This is a genomic window from Sphaerochaeta sp. UBA5836 (assembly GCF_002432845.1).
Lineage (GTDB): Bacteria > Spirochaetota > Spirochaetia > Sphaerochaetales > Sphaerochaetaceae > Sphaerochaeta.
The window spans coordinates 28,508-50,689 of the sequence record NZ_DJGW01000113.1; the positions used below are offsets into that span (position 1 = coordinate 28,508).

A 22,182-nucleotide genomic window follows, 5' to 3' on the forward strand; every position below is an offset into this window, starting at 1 on the left:
CGGTGGTGAACACGACGATCTGGCCCGCCGGTTCTGCGTCTCCATCCATCTGTTGAGCCATGGCATACATTGCCATCAAGAGAATCAACTCGAGGTCTCTGCAGCCTGACAGAATTGCTATGGTGATTCCGATCGCCGGAACTATCACCAGTCTAGCAAGCACCCCGATACCGACCATCAGGGAAGCGATGCCTGCACTGGTTCCCCCATGCAAGGTGGCGGCCATCGGCATTCCAAAGAAAATGAAATCACCTTTGGCAAATCCCCTGCACCAATACACCGCGTTTGCGGTTGTCAGCTTCCAAGCGAGGGATAAGAAGCAGATAGAAGCTCACCATCACAATCAAGGAAAGAACCGCATACCACAATAAATTGAAAGATGTGATGGTTGAAAAGAGCAACGTGGGTAAAAAGACACGAAACACCACGTTGTTCATCCCCTTCAGTATTGTTTCACAGAGAATCTTCAGGCACCGAATACCATACCCAAGGGCGATTTTTGCGAACAAGGGGAAGAGGACTGAGAATGCTGGGAAAATATCATGCTTGGCCTTTATTCTTCGTGGTCGTGATGGCAGGTGCAACCATCCCCATGGTGGTGATGTTCATGCTCGTCTTCGGTGAACAAGGCATGCATCATATCCATGAGAATCGAGTCAATCTCCTCATTCTTCCCGCCATCAACCACCATGATTCCCATCTGGGGGCCGATTTTCTCCAGGAGCGGAAGCGTACGTTTGCCAAAGCAGTGGATGGCCTGGGGTTTTCCTGCTTTCTCAAAGATCTCCAGCAGATGGCTGATAAAGGCTCCATGCTCTTTTTCATAGTCCTCCACTATGAAGATGTCGAGAATCTGATGGTCCTGGGGGTCATAGATCAACTGATAAATCGGAAAGAGCGGTCGCGCGCCATTCTCTCCCAACATTGGTTCGGGAAGCATGCCGGTGGCGGTATACAGAATCTTTCCAGGCTTGGAGCGCATGCGCTTGTAGTATCGCTGCTTCTCCTCATTGGTGAAAAACGCCTGGGGATATGAGAATCCATAGGATTCATCCTGAAGAATCTTTGCTGTCACGACAAATGCCCCGTCCTGCTCTTCAATACAGGGAATATACTCCTTGCCCCCACTCTCCTTGAGATTCAGAGAGTCCAGCCAGTGAGAGAACGAGTTTGTCTTGCTCGTCTTCTTATAGGATGCAAAGTACTCTTTTGCAAAGAGTATGGCGCGAAAGATAAGAATGAGATCTTTGGCCTCATCCTGCTCGATGTACCATGGATATTGATACTGCAGCTTGCTGCGGAACTGGGGGTACATGCCGTCTTCGAAAAAGACTCCGCTCTCTACGATGGCCTGGTAATCGGCATCCTCGATATCCTCCCTTGAGTTGTTGAGAAGACAGAGCAGGCACTCCTGCACCTGTTCCATCTCCAAGTACTCTAAGGAGTCGCTTTCATCGTCTGAAAGGGAGAGGGCAAGGTATCCGGTAAGTCCTTTTTCCCCTCGGTAGGCGGCAAAGGCGGAGTCGACAAGGGAAACATAGTAGGGCGTCTTATCCTCGGCAATGACACAGATGAGATCATTCTCTGAGAATACAGAGGATACAGCGGCATCGGAATAGACCTTGGCAAGACTGTATAAGGTATGGGTGTCCATAATTTTCTCCATCGGTCCATCATACAAAAATCCCGGCCCTTGTCCAATGGCTTCATCCTTGGGACTTGCCAGGGTTATCGACAGACTGTACCATACTGTATATATCATCCTAAAGGATGGCTCTTGATGACAGGATTTGAGAAACTGCAGCAAGCCAAGCGATTCGATATGAAGAAAAAGCCCATACGCCAGCGCCACTACCTGCGGCCGGTGACTTGGCTCTTGAGTTATCCTACTGTGTGGGCTCATCGGTTGAAAATCAACCGTATCAACATGGAAGGGATCAAACCCCCGTTTCTACTCTTGTGCACCCACCATGCATTCATCGATTTCAAAGTCACCACCGCAGCCCTCTTTCCATACCGGGCCAACTATGTGGTCGCCATCGACGGCTTTCTCAAGCGTGAGTGGCTGCTGCGCAACGCCGGCGGCATCTGCAAACGAAAGTTTACCAACGACCTGCAGTTGATACGGCAGATTCGAGAAGTACTTATCGTCAACAAGGACGTTCTGGCCCTGTACCCGGAGGCACGGTACTCTTTGGTGGGCACCACCGCAGTATTGCCTGACTCTCTGGGGAAGATGGCAAAGCTGTTGGGGGTGCCGGTAGTCATGCTCAACATGCATGGGCACTATCTGAGCAGTCCTGCATGGAATTTGAAGGACAGGGGCAACCGTATCGAAGCCGATTACAGTTTGCTGTTCACCAAGGAAGATTTGGCAAAAAGTTCAGTCTCACACATCAATTCAGCAATCAGGAAAGCCTTCGAGTACGATGAATACCGGTGGCAGAAGGAGAACAAGATCCGTATCAGCTACGCAAAGCGTGCCGAAGGCCTGCACAAGCCGCTGTATCAGTGTCCCCACTGCCTGAGCGAGTATACAACATACAGCGAAGGGACTCGCATCGGTTGCTCAGCCTGCCATAAAGCGTGGGAGATGACCGAGTATGGTGAGTTGCAGGCCGTACAGAAGGCCGATGATGAAAAAGACTTGGTCACTGAATTCTCCCACATCCCCGATTGGTATGAGTTCGAACGCAAGCAGGTTCGCGCCCAGATTGAGGGGGGAACCTACAACCTGAAAACCAAAGTATATGTAGAAGCCCTCCCCAATGCAAAGGGATACATTCCCCTCGGGGAAGCTCTGCTGATCCACGACATGCAAGGGTTCAAGCTGGAGGGAATGTTCGGCAAGGAGGGGTTCCTGCTTGCCAAGACACCCCTGTCGATGTACTCATGCCATATCGAGTATGAGTACTTCGGCAAGGGGGATTGCATCGACCTGTCCACCCTGGAAGATACGTACTACATCTATCCGAAGGAACAAAAATTCTCGGTCACCAAAATANNGGCAACCGAGGAATTATTCGCCTTTTACAGCAAGGAGCAGGAAGTCGCCCCGCCAAGTGTGTTGGGTGCTGTTGTTCAATCACCTTCCTGACAGGATGGCTTGGAGTTCTGCATCACTGATGTAACGAGCCGTGTACGTGACGCCGTACCGTTCCAGTTGCTTGGTAAAGGTGCGCAGATGGTTCTCCGATCCCTTCAAAAGATTGGTATAGACCCATATTTCTGCTTCATCGGTGGTTTTTGAAAGGTACTCCTTCAAATCATAGATGTCCAAATCCTCGATGATGGCCCCTACCCTGTATGCTTCAGAAGCAGATTGCATTCCCTGACTCACCAAGGAACTGTACAGGGCGGCCAAATCGGTATTCTTGAACTCACCGAAATCAGAGCCTGCAACAGGATCTTCAATATTGCGTGCTGCAAGCAGTGCTCCAACGGCATCCATGTGCTGCTGTTCCGACTCTGCAATGTTTAAGAATGTCCGCAAACCCCATTTCTCGTAGAGGGCGATGTAGACATCGCGGGCCAGTTTTTCTTCCTCACGCATATACAGAAGCCCCTCTGCGGTCGAGCCGGGTTCTTCTGTAAGAGCCTGAACCGCTACCGGCGTTGTTGTTTGCACCTCTTCAATCGGCTGTGCCGCGAGGGTAAACGAAGAAACCAGGACCAATGCCAAAACCATGATGCTTGTATGTTTGTACATATGTAACTCCTTTAGATTGTTGTAATCATAATCTGAGTCAACAATACCGATACTGGATACAGGCATCAAGAATGTCAGGTAAAGGTTGGGTAAAGACAGTAGCCATCAACTCCACTGAAACGTTTTGTGAAATCAAGTCCTGAGAAAGTCTTCTCGACAGGGGGTGAACACATCCAGAACGGCTCCTTTCTGAAGACAGACAGTACCATGAGGTATATTGGGTGCAAATAAAAGAGCATCCCCCTTGTTAACAACAACGGGTTTCCCAGCAACGGTAAATTCAAAGGAACCTTCCAACACATAGGTCACTTGAGTATGGGGATGGGTATGGACTGAACCAATACCGCCCTTCTCGAACATAACCTCGACTTGCATCATGGTTTCATTGTACGCCAGGATTTTTCTGGAAACACCCTCACCCACCGACTCACTGGTTGCATGTTCAGCAAATACTACAGTATTCATGGTACTTCTCCCGATTCATAAAACTCTTGCGATCAGCATGATAAAGGATGCTGCAACTTTCAATACCCATCAATTCAAAACTTGGTAATCTCATATCACACTGAACCGTTCAGCACTAATTCCGGCCTTAGCTCACAAACAAAACAGGGAGTGTCATCACAACACTCCCCCAATACAAACACATGATGCTTAGCGCTGCACGCGTCCGCTTCCATCCCCTTTGAGCAGGGCTTCCACCTCTGCCTTGGTGGACAGGTTGAAATCACCGTCGATGGAGTGCTTCAAAGCGGAAGCTGCAACTGCGAAGTTGATGGCATACTGCTCGTCGTCGCCATACTCGCTGAGTGCATAGATCAGGCCGGCGGAGAAGGAGTCACCCCCACCGACACGGTCGATGATATCGGTGATCTCATAGCGCTTGGAGAGATAGAACCCACTCTTTCCGCTGAGTGCTGCACTCCAACCGTTGTGATCCGCGCTCTTGCTCTCTCTCAGGGTGACGGCAACCGCGCTGATGTTGGGGAACTGGGCCTTGACTTCTGCCGTCAGAGCCTTGTATTCCTCGATATCGAGCTTGCCGGTGGTCACATCCACCTTGGCCTCGATGGCCAGGCACTTCTGGATGTCTTCCTCGTTGGCCACGATTACATCGGCAAACTTGACCAGTTCGCGCATTACCTCGGGGGCCTTCTTGCCGTAATTCCAAAGCTTCTTGCGATAGTTCAGGTCAATGGAGACTGTTGCCCCGGCCTTCTTTGCCTGCTGCATCGCAACAAGGCAGCTGTCGGCTGCATCCTGGCTGATAGCCGGGGTGATGCCGGTCACATGCAACCAGTGCGCGTCTGCCATAATTGAGGCAAAATCAAAATCGGAGGGCTTGCTCAAAGCAATAGAAGACTCCGCGCGGTCGTACACTACGCTGCTCGGCCTCTGGTTTGCACCGGTCTCCAAGAAGTAGATACCGACGCGGCCGCCTTTGGTCATCTTGATCGAAGAGGTGTCGACTCCATACTTTCTCACCTCGCGGACGGCGGCTTCGCCGATTGCATTGGCAGGAAGAGCAGTTACGAACTTTGCGTCCTTGCCCAGCAGGGAGAGGGAAACCGCAACGTTTGCCTCGCCGCCTCCAAACGTCGCTTCCAAGAGAGGAGATTGGAAGAAGCGCTCATGTCCAGGACTCTTGAGCCGCAACATAATCTCACCAAACGTTACATATTTCTTACCCATACAAGCCTCCTAGATTTTTTTGACAGGAATACTGACAGCCTCTTGCTATTTGGAATCATAGAGGGTATGCTTGGGTCTGTCAATATTATTTTGAAACAACGTTTCATAATTGAAATAAAGGAGTGAAACCATGCACGAAGCACTGTTTGAACAAATTCACAAAATCGGTCTGGTACCTGTAGTAAAAATCGATGATGCAGGCAAGGCTGTAGGGCTTGCCAAGGCCATGGTAAAGGGTGGGCTCCCCTGCGCTGAAGTCACGTTCCGCACTGCAGCCGCCGAAGAGGCCATCAAGCAAATCACCGCAGCAGTTCCTGAGATGCTGGTGGGAGCCGGAACGGTTACCAATCTCGACTTTGCAAAGAAAGCTGTTGCAGCCGGTGCCAAATTCATTGTCTCTCCGGGTTTCAACCCAACCGTTGTCGATTGGTGCCTTGAGAATAATGTACCCATCGTTCCCGGTGTCTGCACGCCCAGCGATATCGAGGCAGGCCTCTCACGCGGCCTCTCCACCCTCAAGTTCTTCCCTGCTGAAGTAAGCGGCGGCGTCGAGATGCTCAAGAATCTTGCAGGCCCCTTCCCCAACCTGATGTTCATGCCCACCGGCGGTATCAGCCCGGCAAATCTCGCTTCCTATGCAAAGCAGTCCAACGTGCTGGCAGTCGGCGGCTCCTGGATGGTAAAGCCCGAGCTCATCGAAGCAGAAAACTGGGATGCAATTTCAGCACTGTGCAGTGAAGCGGTAGTCACCCTGCAGGGTCTTGAGTTCGCCCACCTTGGCATCAACAACGAAAATGCCGCCGAAGCTGAGAAAACCATTGCAGCCCTCGAGGCCTTCGGCATGGTCAAGAAAGTCGGCAACAGTTCCACATTCCTGAATACCACCATCGAGGTCCTGCCCAAGATGTACTATGGAAGGCTCGGACACCTCGGTTTCAAGTGCTTCGATATCGAGCGCACCCTTGCCTACCTGGGTCGCCATGGGTTTACGGTCAATGAAGAGACCATCACCCGTGATGCAAAGGGCAAGATCAAGGTCTGCTACATCCAGCAGGAGTTCAGCGGTTTTGCGGTACACTTGATCAAGGCCTGATTCCTGAAAAACGTAGACCAAACGCCGGTTCTCATCTAGCAGAGCCGGCGTTTTCTTGTTTACAGTAAGCACATGAAAATTATACAAAGCCATACGCTTACCGACGAGCAAGTCACAGAGATTGAAACGTTGCAGGACGTCTCCTACCTTCCTGAAGGTTTGGAAAATCGTGTATTCCTCTCCTCTGCAATGAATGTATACAATGACCTGGATTGTTTTTTCCTCGGGTATGAAGACAACACACTCATCAGCTTCCTCTGTGCGTTCTTTCCCGGCCGCAAGGAAGTGGAGTTCAATGGCTTCACCCACCCCGAGCATCGCAGACAAGGGCATTTCACCCTCCTGATGGAGCATGCCATCTGTGTATATACAGCATACCCATTCTCCCAAGTGCTCTTCCAACGGGAACAAAACAGCCAAAGCGGCCTCTCGTATCTGCAGAAACGATATCCCGAGCTCGACCGCAGCGAATATGTGATGGTCCTTGAAAAACAGCATTGGATGAATAAGGAGCATATTGGCACCCTTGAGTTGGTTGAAGCACAAAACAAAGAGGACACCATTGCAGTAATAAGCGATTCCTTTGAAGAAGATAGGGAGGAAAGCTCCCATACCTTGGAGTACCTGCTCTCCCAAGCAGATCGAAAAACGTTCCTGTATCGGTTTGAGGACAAAGCCCTCGGGGTGCTGAACGCAGCCATGGAAGATGGAGTGTGGGAACTTCACGGAGTAGGAATCATCCATGCCTACCGGAACAAAGGCATGGGAAGGCGGATGCTCAGTCTTGCCTTCGATTATCTCTTCAATGAGGCAGAAGCTATACAACTTGAAGTGGACTCTGAAAATCCTCCTGCGCTTGCCCTTTACCAGAAACTTGGGTTCAGAACCACCAGCCGAGTCGACTATCATAGATTGATTTTGTGATAATGTGAACCGTTTTGGCCCTTGGTTGCATTTAGCTTGACGGCTCTGTTGCGACGGCTTAGCATTATCTATCACGTTTTGTTTTTGACCGCATCCATGTGGATGACGGAATGCAATTTGGAGGAAAGAATGAAAAAAACACTTGCAATTCTGCTCGTACTTGTCATGCTCGTACCTGCTCTGTTTGCACAGGGCGGCCAGGAAGCTGCTCCTGCGGCTCCTGCTCCTGCTCCTACAGCTGTCCCGGCAGCTGCCCCGGCTGCCGCCGGCACCGGCAGCGTCAACGCATATACAACCCTTGAGGAACCCCTTGCTGCAAAGCTTTTTCAGCTCTTCGAGGCTGAGACCGGCATAAAGGTGAACTTTGTCCGCTTAAGCGGTGGTGAAGCTGTCGCCCGTTTGGAAGCTGAATCTGCCAATCCCCAGGCATCCATCTGGGTCGGCGGTGTAGGTCTGGACCACATCACTGCAAAGAGCAAGGGTTTGACCACTCCGTACGTAAGCCGCTATACCAGCAAGACTCCTGCTCAGTTCCGCGATGCAGAGAACTACTTCATCGGACTGTATGTTGGTCCCCTCACCTTCGTAACCAACATCGACCGTGCCAAGGAACTTGGTTTTGAGGCTCCCAAGAGCTGGGCAGACCTGCTCAAGCCCCAGTACAAGGGTTACATCCGCATGGCAAACCCCAACTCCTCCGGTACCGCTTACAACGTGTTGACCACAATCCTTGATATCTTCGGCACCGAGGACAAGATGATCGAGTACATGAAAGAGCTGGACAAGAACATCGACCAGTATACCAAGAGCGGCTCTGCACCAGGCAAGAGCGTAGCAACCGGAGAGATCCCCATCGCCATCGGCTATGCACACGACCAAGTCAAGCTCAAGGCTGCCGGATCTCCTGTTGTCATCACCGCTCCCAGTGAAGGAACCGGTTATGAGCTGGCTTCCATGTCCCTGGTAAAGGGCGGCAAGGATACTGTCAATGCCAAGAGGCTGTATGACTGGATCCTCTCCAGCCCCGTTGCACAAGCAACATTCACCGAGTGGTATGTGGTACTGGTGGCAGAAGGTGCAGTAAAGCATCCTGATGCCCTCTCCATCACCGAGATTAAAACCGTCAATCAGGATATGGCTTGGGACGGAGACAATGTAAACAAGACCAGGTTGCTTGACCGCTGGACCAACGAAATCGGCAACAAGAGATAATTACCTTCAGGTAATTTGGCTTTTCCTACCACCCTGCAAGCAACCCTTGCAGGGTGTGTAGTCCCAACGGAATGATTCGATGTTTACAAAAAAACGCATCCTTCAGTTCTGTGCTGCGGCACTGATATTCCTGCTGGCGGATTTCTGGATGTACAGTACGCTCTCTTCCAACTTCAGGAGCTATGAAGAGCAGCGGAACTTCAATGAAATCGAACTGTTCGCCCAAACAGTACCCGAAGAGAGCACCAATGAGGCGTATGAGGCGTGGATTCCCACAGTCAAGGACATCATCCCCGGCTCTCGTGCCCTCTATCTGACCTTTGATGAACTCACCTTCGATTTTGTCCCTCTTACCGGTTCACAAACAACCCGTGCACTATTTGATGCCAACAAACCCAATGCTGAATTCCAGAAAGCCCTGGAGAGTGTGTATTATCTCGAGCCCATGCGCCTTGGCTCCACCTACAAAGCAGATTACAGCATCGATCCGGATGCCAACAGCTTTGAGGTGACCGACAGCCAGGTCTACTTTGTCCCGGTCATCGATGAAACCGGCTACCAAGTCTCCGGAGCAGTCATGATCCTGGTCCCCACCAGCACAGCCACCGGGTTCAACAACCTGCTTAAGACCCTCTTCATTGCGGCAGCTGTTGTTTTCTTGGGAATCCTGCTGGTTCTCACCTTCACCCGAGACCCGATGACAGGCTTCATGGTCCTCGGTCTTTTTGCCATCGTACTGGTTTTCATTGCATATCCCCTGATCGAGGCACTACGCCTCTCATTCATGAAGGACGGCGTCTTCAGCCTGCAAACCTGGAAGGAAAGCCTCTCTCCCACCTATTTGGTTGCCCTATGGGGTTCTCTCAGACTGGGCATCCTCACCGCTACCATCTCTACCTTGGTGGGATACATGTTCGCCTTCCTCATCGAACGAACAAGCTTCAGGCAGAAGAAACTGATGACCACCTTGGCCACCATGCCGGTCATCTCTCCTCCCTTCTCCCTGTCGCTCTCCATCATTCTGCTCTTTGGAAACAATGGCTTGATCAGCAAGCAGCTGCTCCATCTGAACACCTCCATCTATGGATTGGGCGGGCTGACTCTTGTACAAGTCATCGGCATGTTCCCCATCGCATTCATGACGATCAGCGGAGTGCTCAGGCAGATCGACTCCACCGTCGAGGATGCCTCGCTGGACCTCAGCGCCACCAGATGGCAGACCTTCAAGTCGATCACCCTGCCCCTTTCATCCCCCGGCATTCTCTCTGCCTGGCTGCTGGTGTTCACCAACTCCCTGGCCGACTTTGCCAACCCCTTGCTGCTCAGCGGCGACTACCGGGTGCTCTCGACTGAAGCCTATATGTTGGTAACAGGGCGCAGCAACCTCGGAGCAGGATCGGCCCTTTCATTCATCCTGTTGATGCCCACCCTTACGGCCTTCCTCATCCAGCGCAACTGGGTGTCGAAGAAGAGTTACGTAACGGTTACCGGCAAGCCATCCACCAACCTCACCGAGCTGACCAACAAACCGGTGCGCATGGCTCTCCAGATCGGCTCATGGGTGTTCATTGGCTTCATTGGAGCCCTCTATCTAACCATCGTTGCAGGATGCTTTGTCGTGAACTGGGGCATCGATTACTCCTTCACCCTGGCAAACTGGGGGGAAGCCCTCTCTCGAGGGTGGACATCCATCCGCGATACCGTCACCCTGGCGGCCATCGCCACCCCGATTGCAGGCTTGCTTGCCATGCTCAGCGCCATGCTGATAGTCCGAAAGAAGTTCCCGGGAAAACGGTTCTTGGAGATGCTGATCATGACTCCATACGCCATCCCGGGCACCTTGATCGGTATCAGTTATGTGTTGGCTTTCAACAAGCAGCCGCTGCTTTTGGTGGGTACCGGAGCAATCATCGTCATCAACTACATCATCCGGGAATTGCCTGTCGGCCTTGAGAACGGCATCACAGCCCTTCATCAGATCGACCCGGCCATCGAGGAGTCGGCCGCAGACCTGGGAGCCGATGTTCCCACCGTCTTCCGCACGATTGTCCTCCCGTTGATCCGACCGGCCTTCCTGAGCAGTATGTCGTACACCTTCGTACGCTCCATGACTGCAGTCAGCGCCATCATTTTCTTGATATCGGCCCGCTGGAATCACCTGACCGTCTTGATTTTCAACTTCTCTGAAAACCTCAGATTCGGTCTTGCCAGCGTCTTGTCAACCATCCTGATCTTCATCGTCCTCTCTGTTTGGGCCCTGATGCAGGTCGTGGTCCGTGATGACAAGCTCACCCAGAAAACTATCTCAACCCGCTAAGGTGGTGATTCATGGAAAAGAAAAGTGTATCGGTAACCCTTGAGCATGTAACCAAGAAATTCAAGGATGTAAAAGGAAAGGCTGACGTAATTGCAGTCAATGATTCTCACTTTGTCATCGAGCCCGGCGAGTTGGTAACCCTTCTTGGTCCCTCTGGTTGCGGCAAGACCACCACCTTGCGCATGATTGCAGGCTTTGAGCTGCCCACCGAGGGTAAGATTTATATCGGCAATGAGGAAGTGACCATGCTGCCTCCGAACAAGCGTGACACCGCCACCATGTTCCAAAGCTATGGCCTGTTCCCTCACATGACGGTCTTCGACAACGTCGCCTACGGCCTCAGGCTGAGAAAAGTCCCTCATGAGGAGATTACCAAGCGGGTGAACGAAACACTGGCTCTGGTTGGCCTTGCCACCTATGGAGACCGTGCTCCTTCCAAGCTTTCAGGAGGACAGCAGCAGCGTGTCGCCCTGGCCCGCAGCCTCATCGTCACCCCATCGGTTCTCCTGCTTGATGAGCCTTTGTCCAATCTTGATGCACTGTTGCGTGAGCAGATGCGCGTAGAAATCCGGAAAATTCAGAAGGAGTTGGGCATCACCGCTGTGTACGTCACCCACGATCGGATTGAAGCCATGAGCCTTTCAGACCGTGTCGTGGTCATGAAGGACGGGTATATCCGTCAAATCGGATCGCCCAGTGAGGTCTACGAGGATCCTAACTCCCGCTTCGTTGCAGGCTTTGTAGGAAAGGCAGCCTTCTTTCCGGTACAGGTCAAGAAGCATGAGAAGAAGACCTGGGTGTGCGAGCTTGGAGGAAAGGATGTTCTGGTGGAACGGTCTGCCGACAATGTTGAGGTGGGTTCTGAGGCTGTGTTGATGGCCAGGCCGGAATCGCTGCGCATTGTCGAGAGCGGGCAGGGCAAGATTGAAGGCAAGGTACGGATGAATGTCTACCTCGGGCACAGCCTGGAAGCGTTTGTCAGCACCAGTTTTGGAGAGGTTCTTGTCCAGATCGACGATCCCCATGCAAAGAAGGTCTTCAAGGAAGGAGAGGATGTTTCCATCGACTTCACAGCAGATCGTGTACGATTGCTTAACAAGGATGAAGCGTAAGAGCTCTCCTCTTGAAACAGGCTGCCATCGGCAGCCTGTTTTCTTAGTACAAAACCATGCAATACACGGCTCCTGTTAGCTCTTGAGCTCAACCCCATCCTCGACAACCAAGGCAGTCTCAACCCCTTTTACCTGCACATTCTCAACAGATAGCTCTACATTCCTCAGCCTGATACCCCGCCCTTCAGGCTCGCTAAGACCTTCATACATCTCGCTCTCATCAACCGGTGTGAGTCCGGTTTTTGCTACGGTAAAGCTGCAGTTGCGGATCACCAAGTCCCTGATCGGGGACTCCGGCAACCCTACGATGAAGGCGGCCGAAGAGGTGGAATCCTCGCTGGTGCAGTTTTCAATGACAATGCGTTCAATACTGGGCGTTGTAGAAGTGATTTCTCTCTTTTCCAAGGAGAAATCCTCCCTATCGAGACTGCCGCAGCGATAGTACATATTCAAGGTGAGGGGACAGAGATTATTCCTCATGCGAACCGAATCGAAGTGTAGATTGGAAATCACCCCCCCGCGGCCTCTTCGGGTCTTGATCCTGATCCCCCGGTCGGTTCCATCAAACAAGCAATTCCTTACCCTCACATCCCTGATGCCTGCAGCCGTCTCGCTGCCGATGACAGCCCCTCCATGGGCGCTCTTGACGGTGCAATCCTCGATGAGAATATCGGTTGTAGGCGCATTGGTGGCAACCCCATCAGAGCCGCTGCCGCTCTTCAGCGCTATGCCGTCATCACCGACATCCACAAGGCAGTCCTTGATGGTGACAAACCGGCAGGAATCGACATCGATGCCATCGGTATTGGGTGCATCCTTGGGATTGAGCACCTTCAAGCCCATGAACACCAAATTGGTACTGTATAACGGATGCAGCGTCCAGAATGGACTGTTCTGTAGTGTCAGCCCTTCAAGTTTCACATTGTTGCTGTGCAGGATCTGCACCAAGGGAGGACGCAGGAATTGGCTCTGCCGCCCTCCTCCGCCTCCGCTCTGGCTCTCATAGCCTGGGTTGAGGCGGGCAAGTTCATGCTCCAAGGGCGATACCGGCCCTTTCTGGGTATTTCGCTTCCTATTCGCTGCTTCCCACCACCGGCGGCCGTTTCCATCAAGGATTCCTTCGCCGCGGATGAGAAGTCCGTCGGACTGCTCAATGAGCAGGCAGGGATGCATGCAATAACAGTTCACCCCCTCCCACCGTGAGTAGACCGGCCTATACAGGGTTTCATCATCGATGAATTGGATTACAGCACCTCTTTCCATCTCGACAACCAGATTCTTGGCCCTGATATGCAAGGGTCCGGTCAGATAGGTCCCCGCCTCGATGCGAAGAACACCCCCATCGGCCAGCGCATGAAAAGCCTTTGCAAAGGCTTCACTATCATTATTCAGGCCATCGCCTACGGCTTTGAAGCTTCTCAACGTGAACTCTCTCATCTCACTCTCCTCCCATTCCTTTACTTTTCCGATTCTAGCACCTACAATTCGAACCATGAAACAAATAGGACTCAGAGCCCATGATCTGGGCACATTCAACACCATCGAGGAACTCGCCGTCGAGGTCGGCAGGTACGGAAGCTCCGTTCCCATCCAGCTGGCCCTCAAGAAGGTCCTCAAGCAAGCCCCCAACGCCGATGCATACACCCAGGATTTCATCGTATCAATCCGCGAAGCACTCGCTGCACACGGCTCCTACGTCGGTGTCTTCGGTTGCTACATCAACCCAGTACACCCGGACAAGGCGGTACGGGACGAGCATCTGCGTCGGTTTGAAAACCACCTCAAGTACGCAAAGCTTCTTGGCTGCCCCCTGGTCGGAACAGAAACAGGATCGCTGACACCCGACTGCTCCTACAACCACGGTACCGCCGATCCCAAGGTGCTTGATGTCTTCTACCGAAGTATCGAGCGCCTTTTGGAGGCAGCTGTCAAATACGATGCCATCGTCGGGGTGGAGGCAGTAAGCAAACAGCACACCATCAGCACCATCAAGCGTATGGCGAATTTGGTGGAAAAGTTCGACACACCCCACTTGAGAGTCATCTATGACCCTACCAACCTGGTTCCCTGGATCGGCATTCCTGAACAGGATGGAAGTTGTCGCGCAGTACCTTCCCTTGAGGCACAGAAGGACTTCTTCTGCAGCGCCCTTGACGCCTTCGGCTCCAAGATTGCTGCAATCCACGTAAAAGACTACCGGCTCAACGAACAAGGCTTCAAGATCGGCGACCTGACTGTAGGACAAGGGGTGCTCGACTGGAAATTCCTCTTCTCCGAACTCAGGAGGAGGAACATCGAAGTACCCGCCCTGCTTGAGGACTTGACCGTCTCCACCCTACGCGAGACGCTGGCGCTCCTCCGTACATACTGATGTATGCCTTGGTAGCGCTCAAGATTCTTTTGTGACATGTTTTTGTACATTACAGCCCTTCAGTGGGTTGTAAAGTCAAGTACTTGTATAATAGCTTCGAGCGAAAACGACGAGCAGCAAGGCCAAGAAGGAGAGGATATCTGCGATATCTGACAGAGGAGAACGCAGTTGCCCGGCGTTAGTGCCGAAGATAATTCAAGAAATAGGATTTACAGGCCACTAGAACAAGAGGGGCTGAGCAAATGAGACCGGTCGCTTATTGTCTGCAAGCACCTTGGACAGATAGGTGGTATCGAGATCCAATTTGGAGACCAGACGAAGCAAGAGCTCCTCGGGCACCAGGTTCTGTTCGCAGAACAGGAAAATGAGCGCCTTCTCTGCAATATTCTGCGGCTTGAGTGCGTTGAAAAAAATCTGCTCGTCCTGTTTCCCTTTGTACCGCTCGCAAAAGTTCTGATACAGCATTGAATGCTCGATATCATGCTTCAAGGCGGAAAGCTCGGCAAGCAGGGGCTTCTCCTCCCCGCGGGCGGCCATCTCTCCGAGGGGTTTGAGATGGAAGAATGTGTACTCCTTGCCAGGCAGATAGTGATGCTCGTCACATCTGGCGGCGTAATTGGGCTCCAAGGAGCTGTCCTTGTGGGAATCGCCGCCGACGATGATCAGGGGATCGAAGTAGAGAGCGGGACACTCCTTGCCGTCCACCTGATAATACCGATAGGTATAAAATGCATCGTTGATGCAATCGGAGTGTTCACAGTAGGCTGTAAGGGGAATGACATCGGTGGCGATGTCCAACATCAGGCGGGCGGTGGAGTTGAACAAGTCCCTCCTGAAGTTGAGGATCAAGGTGGGGAATATGAACATGACTCCCCGCTCATAGCTGTGGTTGCGTACCACATACGCCAACCGCTCGTCAAAGAAAGACGCCTCATCAATAATGAACGTACCGATTGTGGGATTGTCGGCCAACACCTGCTCCAGCCCGAAAGAGTCCCGAATCTTGGCGATATTCCGACCACAACTTACGTACCCGTTGCGATAACAGAGGGCATCCTCAGGATACTCGGTAAAGCGTGCACCATCGATTTCGGAACGGATGAAGAACACCTTGCGCCGGTCCACTTCACCGCTGCTGGTCAACTTCCTGACCCGCTCACCCTTCTTTTGGGCAATGGCGGCATCCCTCCAGACGCGGGCTGCAAATTCTGTTTTCCCGGAGCCCATGGGCCCTATCAACAGGACCCGTCGTCCGGGCAGGGTAAAATCAAAATGGGAGAACGTATCGTGGACATCCAAGGTAGGAAAGCCCAAGCTCTTGAGAAAATCCGTTCCCCCGCTTTTCTGCTCAATTCGCCCCATGCTGCCCCTCTACGATGGCAATACCGGCCGAAGCTCCGATCCGGGTGGCCCCTGCATCGATCATGGCACGGGCATCGGCATAGGTGCGGATACCACCGGAAGCTTTTACGCCCAATTCAGGGCCGACAGCCTTTCTCATCAATTTGATGTCCTCAACCGTAGCACCTCCGGTTGAGAACCCGGTGGAAGTCTTTACAAAGTCTGCACCACTTGCTTTGGCGAGCCTGCAGGCTCGAACCTTTTCTTCATCGGTGAGCAGGCATGTTTCGATGATTACTTTCAGCGTTGCATTGCCGCAGGCTGCCTTCACCATGGCAATGTCATCCTGCACCAAATCATCGTCATGGTTCTTCAGGTAGCCGATGTTGATGACCATATCAACCTCGTCAGCACCTGCCAATACGGCTTTCTTGGCCTCGTAGGCCTTGCTCTCACTGGACATGGCGCCCAACGGGAATCCAACCACGGTGCACACTTTCACCTCGCTCTTTTCCAAGAGCTTAGCACACAAAGCAACCCAACAACTGTTCACACAAACGGATGCAAACTTGTACTGGTCGGCTTCTTTGCAAATCTGTTCAATCTTGTCGCGAGTCGCAGTGGCAGCGAGCACCGTGTGGTCGATATACTTGGCAATATCATCTTGTTGTTTCATTGGCAACCTCCAAAGCATCTGGTACTACTGCAAGCTTACTCCAAAAAGAGTGTGCAAGCAACGACAATAGCATCCCAAGCTTGACGAAGGGAGGAGCACGCTATACCCTAGCACCATGATTCTTCAAACCATCGAACAATACTATACTTGGGCTTTGATTGCCATCCTTTTGCTCAATTTTGCCCAACGAAAAATTCAGGGAACCACGAAAAAACGGTTCGCGACCATCTACCTTGCCTCCCTCCTCCTTCTCTTTGAAGTAGGGGTGGTGACAATTCTGGCAAGGGATTTGAACCACAACTGGGCATGGCTTGTGTTGGCCGTCTGCATAGTCCTGCTGTATGTGTTCAGGGCCAAGGCCCTTCCCTTCCGCCTCCATTGTGCATCGTGCAACAAGCGTCTGGATTTCAATCATGTCATCGGCCATGACGACAACCTCTGCCAAAGCTGCTATAACGAAGCTCATCCCGAACAGGCTGCCAAAGAGGAAGAGAAGAAGGCAAAAACCCTTGAGGAACCTGTTGTTGACGATACAGACAAGGATGCAAAGTCCGTCGACCAGATCGATTGGGACCTGTGGGAGCCGAAGGAGGTTTGTGTGATCACCTACCTCTTCAAGGATGACCAAGTCCTCTTGATCGACAAGAAGACAGGACTGGGCCGGGGTCTGGTCAACGCTCCCGGAGGTCATATCGAGAAGACCGAAACCGCCTTGGAGGCTGCAAAGCGTGAATTCAAGGAAGAAACCCATCTGGAGGTGGACAACCTCAAACTGGTAGGAAAACTCAACTTCCAATTCCGCGACGGGCTGAGTGAACGAGGGTATGTCTACTTCACAGACACCTACTTAGGAGAGATGCAGGAGACTGAAGAGGCCCGTCCTTTCTGGTGCCCTGTCAGCGAAATCCCCTACGACAAGATGTGGGAGGACGACATCCACTGGCTGCCAAGTGCATTGGAGGGCAAGAAGTTTGAAGGTTTCTTCATCTTCGACGGTCAAACCATGGTGGACAAGAGCGTCGTATTTGAAGAGGACGATGAACAAGAGTGAGCTGGGCTTGGGCACCTGGCAGTTCGGACCTTCCCATGGGTTTTGGATTGACCAGGACCAAAGATCAAGCCGCGCAGTCCTGAAACTTGCCTTGAAGGCCGGCATCCGCCATTTCGACACCGCCCCATCGTATGGGAACGGACTCAGTGAACAACTGCTTTCCTCCGTCATACAGACCAGGGATCAGGTGCAGCTGGCCTCCAAGTTCATGCCCAAAAAGCCGGAGCTGGTCCGCGTCGATGTTCAGAAGAGCCTTGGCCGCCTCAAGACCGATTACTTGGATATTCTCTATCTCCACTGGCCGAGCAGCAGGCTTGCGTTGAAACCCGTCATGAGTGCCGCCTGCTCTCTCATCAAGGAAGGATTGGTCAGGCAGGTAGGAGCCTGCAACATCCCGATCTCCTATCTTAGGGAATTGGAAGACCTTCCTATCACGGTCCTGCAAATTCCCTGCTCTCTTCTCTGGGACCGCTCGATCGCGCAATACCGCCAATATGCCCACGATCATGGGATGGCCCTGGTAGGATACAGTCCCCTGGGTCTTGGCTTGTTGGGCGGCAACCATCCGAGCCCTCCAGAGGACAGGCGCAAGGACCTCTATGTATTTCGGCCTGAGGCCTATGCACACTATCGCAATCTTCTGGATTTGCTTTCCCGCCTTGCCGAGCGTAAAGGATGTACAAGCGCCCAACTCGCTCTCCTTTGGGCAAGAAGCCAAGGTTTTTCCACCATTGTGGCGGGATCTAGAAACGAAGAGCAGCTGAGGCAGCTGATCTACACTTCCCATCTTGAACTTGACGAAGAGGAGATTTCGTTGTTGGATGAAAGGGCCGAAGCACTTACTTCGTATGCACCCTCTTCATGGGACAACTATTTCGGACATAGGTGGTAGGATGCAGATACTCTTGGAACAAGCAACGTGCGAAATAGAGGTGAAGAAATCACGCTTTATCGCCATCGCATGTCCGCTGTCCGACCTGTCTCACATCAAGGAAGTAGTGAACCAGAGCCGCTCACAGCATCCGGGTGCCAATCATGTCGTGCATGCAGCTGTGTTGGGGCCGAAGGGCGATCTGTACAGCTACAGTGACGACCATGAGCCGAAGAATACCGCCGGCAGGCCCGCCTTGGAAGTACTGAAGGGAAGCGGTGTCACCAATATCCTGGTTCTTGTCGTCCGCTACTTCGGTGGTACGCTGCTCGGCACCGGTGGCTTGGTGAAAGCATATGCCGACAGCGTCAAGGAAGTATTGAAAATCATCAAGACCGAAGCTTTGATCGATAAGACATCATTTCATATATCGATGCCCTATCATTTATATGAGCCCATCAAGAAGCAATTGATCGAGGCTCAAGCGGTCATCGATTCAGAAGAGTTCGCAGTCGAGGTGACGTTGACGGGCACCCTTTCTTCTTCCTCGTTTGCCTCGTGTGCATCAACCATTTACGACCTTTCCAACGGAAGCTGCACGCTCAATCCTATCGATGGGTAAGCTTGGTGAAAACCAGTTCCGGTTCTTCGCTCTCAACCTCTTTCTTTGCCGGTCCCTGCATTTCATCAACCTCCCATAAACGGTCGGAGTCGACAAGCTCCACCAAGCGTATGGCTATCGACAAGGCCATCTCCACCGCCTTGGCATCAATTGCCGAGACTACGTCTTTGGCTGTATGGTAGACCGACGGCTTGGTTCGATCGTCCCATGCGACAGAGGTGAGTGTGGTTGCCTCCAATCCTGCAAGACTTGCCCGCCCTGCATCGGTCCCTCCTGCAAGCCGGGGAATCGACTCGCTGACTGCTTCATACCCCATGTCTTTGGCGATCTGCACACAACGTCGGGCCAAGCGGCTGGAGAGCCTCTGCGTCCCGTTGATGTCACGTTCAAGGAAGGTGAGCTTGTCTGCATGATAGATGGCATCGAAGTTCAATACGAGCGATCCGCTCATCTCTTCCTTATGCTTCTGATACCATGCTTTCGATCCCTCCAGTCCGCTCTCCTCCCCGTCGAAGGAGCAGAAGACCAGGCGTGTGTGGGAGAGGGGGTCATTGCAGCTTTTCTTCTTCCAGTGGAAGTACCGGGCAAGCTGTACTGTCATTCCGACCGACACCAAATTATCCCCCGCCCCTGGAGAACCCTCCTGCAAGTAGAAGTTTTTCAGGGGTAACAGCAACGGCGTCGCACCCAACAGGAGAAGGCAGAGGATTCCCATGCCAAGGGGAGGAAGCGAGAAGGCAAAGAGCCTGCCTTCCAGCAATTCGGTGATCAGGTGCATGGCATTGAACAAGCCGGAGAGGAAAAAAAGCAGAATCGGCAGGGCTACTTTCTTGGCATACGAGATTCGATCGAGCTTGTTGTAGCGAAAAAGCGGTGCACTGTCATGGTGGGACGTGAAGAGCAGGGTATGCCGCACTTCCCCTTGCGGTTCAAGAACCGCATGAACATTCACCCCTTCTACGTTTGGCTTGCTCAGCTTTCCAAGGGGTTTGTAGAAATATAGCGTTCTTGCTGCATACCAGAGGTAGGCAAGAAACAGCAAGAGGCCGAGGTAAGGCAATCCTATCAGGAGAAGCACCAGGATGACGGGGTAGAGATACAAGGCTAGCTGCAGGGGAAACGAGTGAAATGTGGTGTCGATGCACACCACCTCGGTTTCACTCTGGTCACAGAACGGCTCATAGGCCGCCTGTATCTGCAGTGCCGCCTGCCTTGAGGCGTCACTTCCAGCCAGACGAGGGCCGTATTTTTCGATCAGCTCATTGGTGAAAGAGAGAGTAAGCGCAGCAAGGCGACCTGCTTTCAAAGTCTCAATTTTCTGCCTTCTATGCTCCTGTTGTTCAGGTGCAAGCGAAGGGGGTTTGCTGCGTTTGCGAAATAGAAAGAAGCTCATAGTTGTACTATGATGACAAGTGTATGTTTTACTGTCAATGAATAGACACCTGTTGCCTTTTTTTCTCGTCTCAGGGTTCTTGACAAAGATATGACCACTGACTATAGTTGAAACCCGATTGATAGCTAAGCAGCCGGAAAATCACGTGGCTTGTTGTCATGTCTTTTTTGGAGAGATGTCCGAGCGGTCGAAGGAGGCGGTCTTGAAAACCGTTGAGGCGCAAGTCTCCGAGGGTTCGAATCCCCCTCTCTCCGTTTGTATATCTGCCTTTTGCTTTCTGTTGTTTGTTAGTTGGAGAGGTGCGAGAGTGGCCGAATCGGGCTCCCTGCTAAGGAGTTGACCTGGTAACGGGTCCGGGGGTTCGAATCCCCCCCTCTCCGTTTCGTTTTTTTACATATTTGAGACCATAGCTCAGCTGGATAGAGCATCAGTTTGCGGAACTGAGGGTCGGAGGTTCGAATCCTCTTGGTCTCATCATGCGTTTTGTTTTACGGTCATAATCACCGGGAGAGATGTCCGAGTGGTCGAAGGAGACGGACTCGAAATCCGTTGTACCGTCTGACGGTACCGAGGGTTCGAATCCCTCTCTCTCCGATAGCTTGGATTATTTTTTGGACTATGCTGTTTCTCTTGTACCTTGGAGAGGTGTCCGAGTGGTCGATGGTGCACGCTTGGAAAGCGTGTGTGCTGAAAGGCACCGGGGGTTCGAATCCCCCCTTCTCCGTTTTTTCCCAGTCAACAGATTCTGTGCTATGGACATTCACCCAACCCCGTCAGGACCGGAAGGTAGCAGCGGTAAGTGAATTGTCCATGAGACACAGGCGATTTGTTGGCTGGGTTTTCTTTTATCGGCGCTTATTGGCATACATGGCCTTATCAGCCTGCTGGATAAGCTGTTCCAAAGAGGATGTGGTTTTCGCATTGCTGAACGCACTCCCAATGGTGACCGCAATCATGCACGGAAGACCTTGACGTTGGCTGATGTCACATAAGGCTTGCTTGAAACGTGCAGCCAACAGGTCGACGGTTCCGCTCGGGGCATCCAAGGCAAGTACCAAAAACTCGTCGCCGCCCCACCTACCGATGATGTCGGAGGAACGAAAACTTGTTTCCAGAGTCTTCGCCACCAACTTGAGCACCCGATCACCTTCATCATGCCCATAGGTGTCGTTGATCTGCTTGAAGGTATCTATGTCGATGCTTAAAAGCACGACTTCGGTTTTGAGCCGGTGGCAATGCTTGAGTTCCTGTTCAGCCATCATCTTGAAACCTCTGCGATTGTACAGACCAGTCAGCTCATCGGTAAGAGCTTGCAACAGCAGCTCCTCCTGCAGGGTTTTATAACTGGTCAGGTCGCGAACCACGAGAAAGGCCCCCTCTTCGACTGGTATATCGATCCAGCGTATTTCCATCCACCGTTGATTCTCATCAGAGCCGAGGATTTGGACTTGTATGGCGGAGAGACTTTTGTCCTTTTGGAGTATCCTGTGCAGGAAATCCTCCATGGGAACATGATAATCGGGATGCATGAAGGTAAGAAGGGAGAGGCCGAAAAGAACCTGTTGGGAGGAGAATCCAAGCAAACTCGCAAAGCTTCTGTTTGCATATAAGACTATACCTTCCATGCTGACATAGCATACTCCGTCAGGAAGGTTCTCAACCAATGCTTTCCATGTAGAATCCAGGGCATGGCTCATCGTTTGTCTCCTTGTGTAGTTGACATTTCAGAAGCACAGCTGAGGTGTAATTCGACTTACGATACTAGAACAAGTAGAGAGCCAGTGCAAGGGTAATCGAA

General features: G+C 52.1%; 18 protein-coding genes, 5 tRNA genes, 1 other RNA gene and 1 pseudogene. 15 read left to right on the forward strand and 10 right to left on the reverse strand.

Features of this window, described 5'->3' with window-relative positions:
* The 5 genes and pseudogenes from B3F49_RS11495 to B3F49_RS11520 form a co-directional block, all read right to left on the reverse strand.
* Nucleotides 1-226 (reverse strand): annotated as a pseudogene (locus tag B3F49_RS11495) (hypothetical protein); the annotation flags it as partial.
* A gap of 327 nt (nucleotides 227-553) precedes the next feature.
* Nucleotides 554-1,666, reverse strand: a complete 1,113-nt coding sequence (locus B3F49_RS11500; protein WP_293911218.1) for a DUF6930 domain-containing protein — start codon at nucleotides 1,664-1,666, stop codon at nucleotides 554-556.
* A 1,419-nt stretch (nucleotides 1,667-3,085) separates the two neighbouring features.
* Nucleotides 3,086-3,709, reverse strand: coding sequence for a DUF2202 domain-containing protein (locus B3F49_RS11510; protein WP_293911222.1), 624 nt, complete (start codon nucleotides 3,707-3,709; stop codon nucleotides 3,086-3,088).
* Between the two features lie 132 nt (nucleotides 3,710-3,841).
* Entirely contained in the window at nucleotides 3,842-4,174 is a 333-nt protein-coding gene (locus B3F49_RS11515; RefSeq protein WP_293892044.1) for a cupin domain-containing protein, read from the reverse strand.
* 189 nt (nucleotides 4,175-4,363) lie between these two features.
* Nucleotides 4,364-5,401 (reverse strand): sugar kinase, encoded by a 1,038-nt coding sequence (locus B3F49_RS11520; protein WP_293911224.1) that lies wholly within the window; start codon nucleotides 5,399-5,401, stop codon nucleotides 4,364-4,366.
* A 130-nt stretch (nucleotides 5,402-5,531) separates the two neighbouring features.
* Between B3F49_RS11520 and B3F49_RS11525 the strand changes: the two genes are divergently transcribed.
* The 5 genes from B3F49_RS11525 to B3F49_RS11545 all read left to right on the forward strand — a co-directional run bounded on the left by B3F49_RS11525 (nucleotide 5,532) and on the right by B3F49_RS11545 (nucleotide 12,059).
* Entirely contained in the window at nucleotides 5,532-6,494 is a 963-nt protein-coding gene (locus B3F49_RS11525; RefSeq protein WP_293911226.1) for a bifunctional 4-hydroxy-2-oxoglutarate aldolase/2-dehydro-3-deoxy-phosphogluconate aldolase, read from the forward strand.
* A gap of 72 nt (nucleotides 6,495-6,566) precedes the next feature.
* Entirely contained in the window at nucleotides 6,567-7,418 is an 852-nt protein-coding gene (locus B3F49_RS11530; RefSeq protein ID WP_293911228.1) for a GNAT family N-acetyltransferase, read from the forward strand.
* A gap of 129 nt (nucleotides 7,419-7,547) precedes the next feature.
* Nucleotides 7,548-8,630, forward strand: a complete 1,083-nt coding sequence (locus tag B3F49_RS11535; RefSeq protein ID WP_293911230.1) for an ABC transporter substrate-binding protein — start codon at nucleotides 7,548-7,550, stop codon at nucleotides 8,628-8,630.
* Between the two features lie 79 nt (nucleotides 8,631-8,709).
* Complete coding sequence (locus B3F49_RS11540; protein ID WP_293911233.1) at nucleotides 8,710-10,947, forward strand: ABC transporter permease; 2,238 nt, start codon at nucleotides 8,710-8,712, stop codon at nucleotides 10,945-10,947.
* 11 nt (nucleotides 10,948-10,958) lie between these two features.
* Nucleotides 10,959-12,059: an ABC transporter ATP-binding protein gene (locus B3F49_RS11545; protein WP_293911236.1), complete on the forward strand. Its 1,101-nt coding sequence runs from the start codon at nucleotides 10,959-10,961 to the stop codon at nucleotides 12,057-12,059.
* A gap of 75 nt (nucleotides 12,060-12,134) precedes the next feature.
* On the opposite strand, the gene B3F49_RS11550 is transcribed toward B3F49_RS11545, so the two are convergent.
* Complete coding sequence (locus B3F49_RS11550) at nucleotides 12,135-13,496, reverse strand: glycoside hydrolase family 28 protein (protein ID WP_293911238.1); 1,362 nt, start codon at nucleotides 13,494-13,496, stop codon at nucleotides 12,135-12,137.
* Between the two features lie 55 nt (nucleotides 13,497-13,551).
* Here B3F49_RS11550 and B3F49_RS11555 point away from each other — a divergent pair, with 55 nt between their 5' ends.
* Nucleotides 13,552-14,430 (forward strand): sugar phosphate isomerase/epimerase family protein, encoded by an 879-nt coding sequence (locus B3F49_RS11555; RefSeq protein WP_293911241.1) that lies wholly within the window; start codon nucleotides 13,552-13,554, stop codon nucleotides 14,428-14,430.
* Nucleotides 14,431-14,649: 219 nt separating this feature from the next.
* Here B3F49_RS11555 and B3F49_RS11560 read toward each other — a convergent pair whose 3' ends face one another.
* Nucleotides 14,650-15,792: a thymidine kinase gene (locus B3F49_RS11560; RefSeq protein ID WP_293891483.1), complete on the reverse strand. Its 1,143-nt coding sequence runs from the start codon at nucleotides 15,790-15,792 to the stop codon at nucleotides 14,650-14,652.
* Nucleotides 15,779-16,447: a deoxyribose-phosphate aldolase gene (gene deoC / locus B3F49_RS11565; protein ID WP_293911243.1), complete on the reverse strand. Its 669-nt coding sequence runs from the start codon at nucleotides 16,445-16,447 to the stop codon at nucleotides 15,779-15,781. The genes B3F49_RS11560 and deoC overlap by 14 nt, the downstream gene beginning before the upstream one ends.
* Before the next feature lie 115 nt (nucleotides 16,448-16,562).
* On the opposite strand from deoC, the gene B3F49_RS11570 reads away from it, so the two are divergent.
* From B3F49_RS11570 to B3F49_RS11580, 3 genes are read left to right on the forward strand one after another with little or no spacing between them, the layout of a single operon-like run.
* A complete protein-coding gene (locus tag B3F49_RS11570; protein ID WP_293911245.1) occupies nucleotides 16,563-17,498 on the forward strand; it encodes an NUDIX domain-containing protein in 936 nt (311 codons plus the stop codon).
* Complete coding sequence (locus tag B3F49_RS11575) at nucleotides 17,485-18,390, forward strand: aldo/keto reductase (RefSeq protein ID WP_293911247.1); 906 nt, start codon at nucleotides 17,485-17,487, stop codon at nucleotides 18,388-18,390. The genes B3F49_RS11570 and B3F49_RS11575 overlap by 14 nt, the downstream gene beginning before the upstream one ends.
* 1 nt (nucleotide 18,391) lies before the next feature.
* Nucleotides 18,392-18,991, forward strand: coding sequence for an IMPACT family protein (locus B3F49_RS11580; protein WP_293911249.1), 600 nt, complete (start codon nucleotides 18,392-18,394; stop codon nucleotides 18,989-18,991).
* Here B3F49_RS11580 and B3F49_RS11585 read toward each other — a convergent pair.
* Nucleotides 18,978-20,384, reverse strand: a complete 1,407-nt coding sequence (locus B3F49_RS11585; protein ID WP_293891468.1) for a M28 family metallopeptidase — start codon at nucleotides 20,382-20,384, stop codon at nucleotides 18,978-18,980. The two genes, B3F49_RS11580 and B3F49_RS11585, sit on opposite strands and share 14 nt — an antisense overlap.
* Before the next feature lie 169 nt (nucleotides 20,385-20,553).
* Between B3F49_RS11585 and B3F49_RS11590 the strand changes: the two genes are divergently transcribed.
* The 6 genes from B3F49_RS11590 (at nucleotide 20,554) to ffs (ending at nucleotide 21,219) form a co-directional block, all read left to right on the forward strand.
* Nucleotides 20,554-20,638, forward strand: a tRNA-Ser gene (locus tag B3F49_RS11590).
* A gap of 39 nt (nucleotides 20,639-20,677) precedes the next feature.
* Nucleotides 20,678-20,764: transfer RNA gene (locus B3F49_RS11595), tRNA-Ser, on the forward strand.
* Nucleotides 20,765-20,784: 20 nt separating this feature from the next.
* A tRNA-Arg gene (locus tag B3F49_RS11600) sits at nucleotides 20,785-20,858 on the forward strand.
* Nucleotides 20,859-20,890: 32 nt separating this feature from the next.
* Nucleotides 20,891-20,978, forward strand: a tRNA-Ser gene (locus B3F49_RS11605).
* A 45-nt stretch (nucleotides 20,979-21,023) separates the two neighbouring features.
* Nucleotides 21,024-21,108 (forward strand) — tRNA-Ser (locus tag B3F49_RS11610).
* Nucleotides 21,109-21,120: 12 nt separating this feature from the next.
* Nucleotides 21,121-21,219: signal recognition particle sRNA small type (gene ffs, locus B3F49_RS11615), an RNA gene on the forward strand.
* A 10-nt stretch (nucleotides 21,220-21,229) separates the two neighbouring features.
* Here the strand turns inward: ffs and B3F49_RS11620 are convergent.
* Nucleotides 21,230-22,081, reverse strand: a complete 852-nt coding sequence (locus tag B3F49_RS11620) for a sensor domain-containing diguanylate cyclase (RefSeq protein WP_293911251.1) — start codon at nucleotides 22,079-22,081, stop codon at nucleotides 21,230-21,232.
* Nucleotides 22,082-22,182 lie beyond the last annotated feature (101 nt).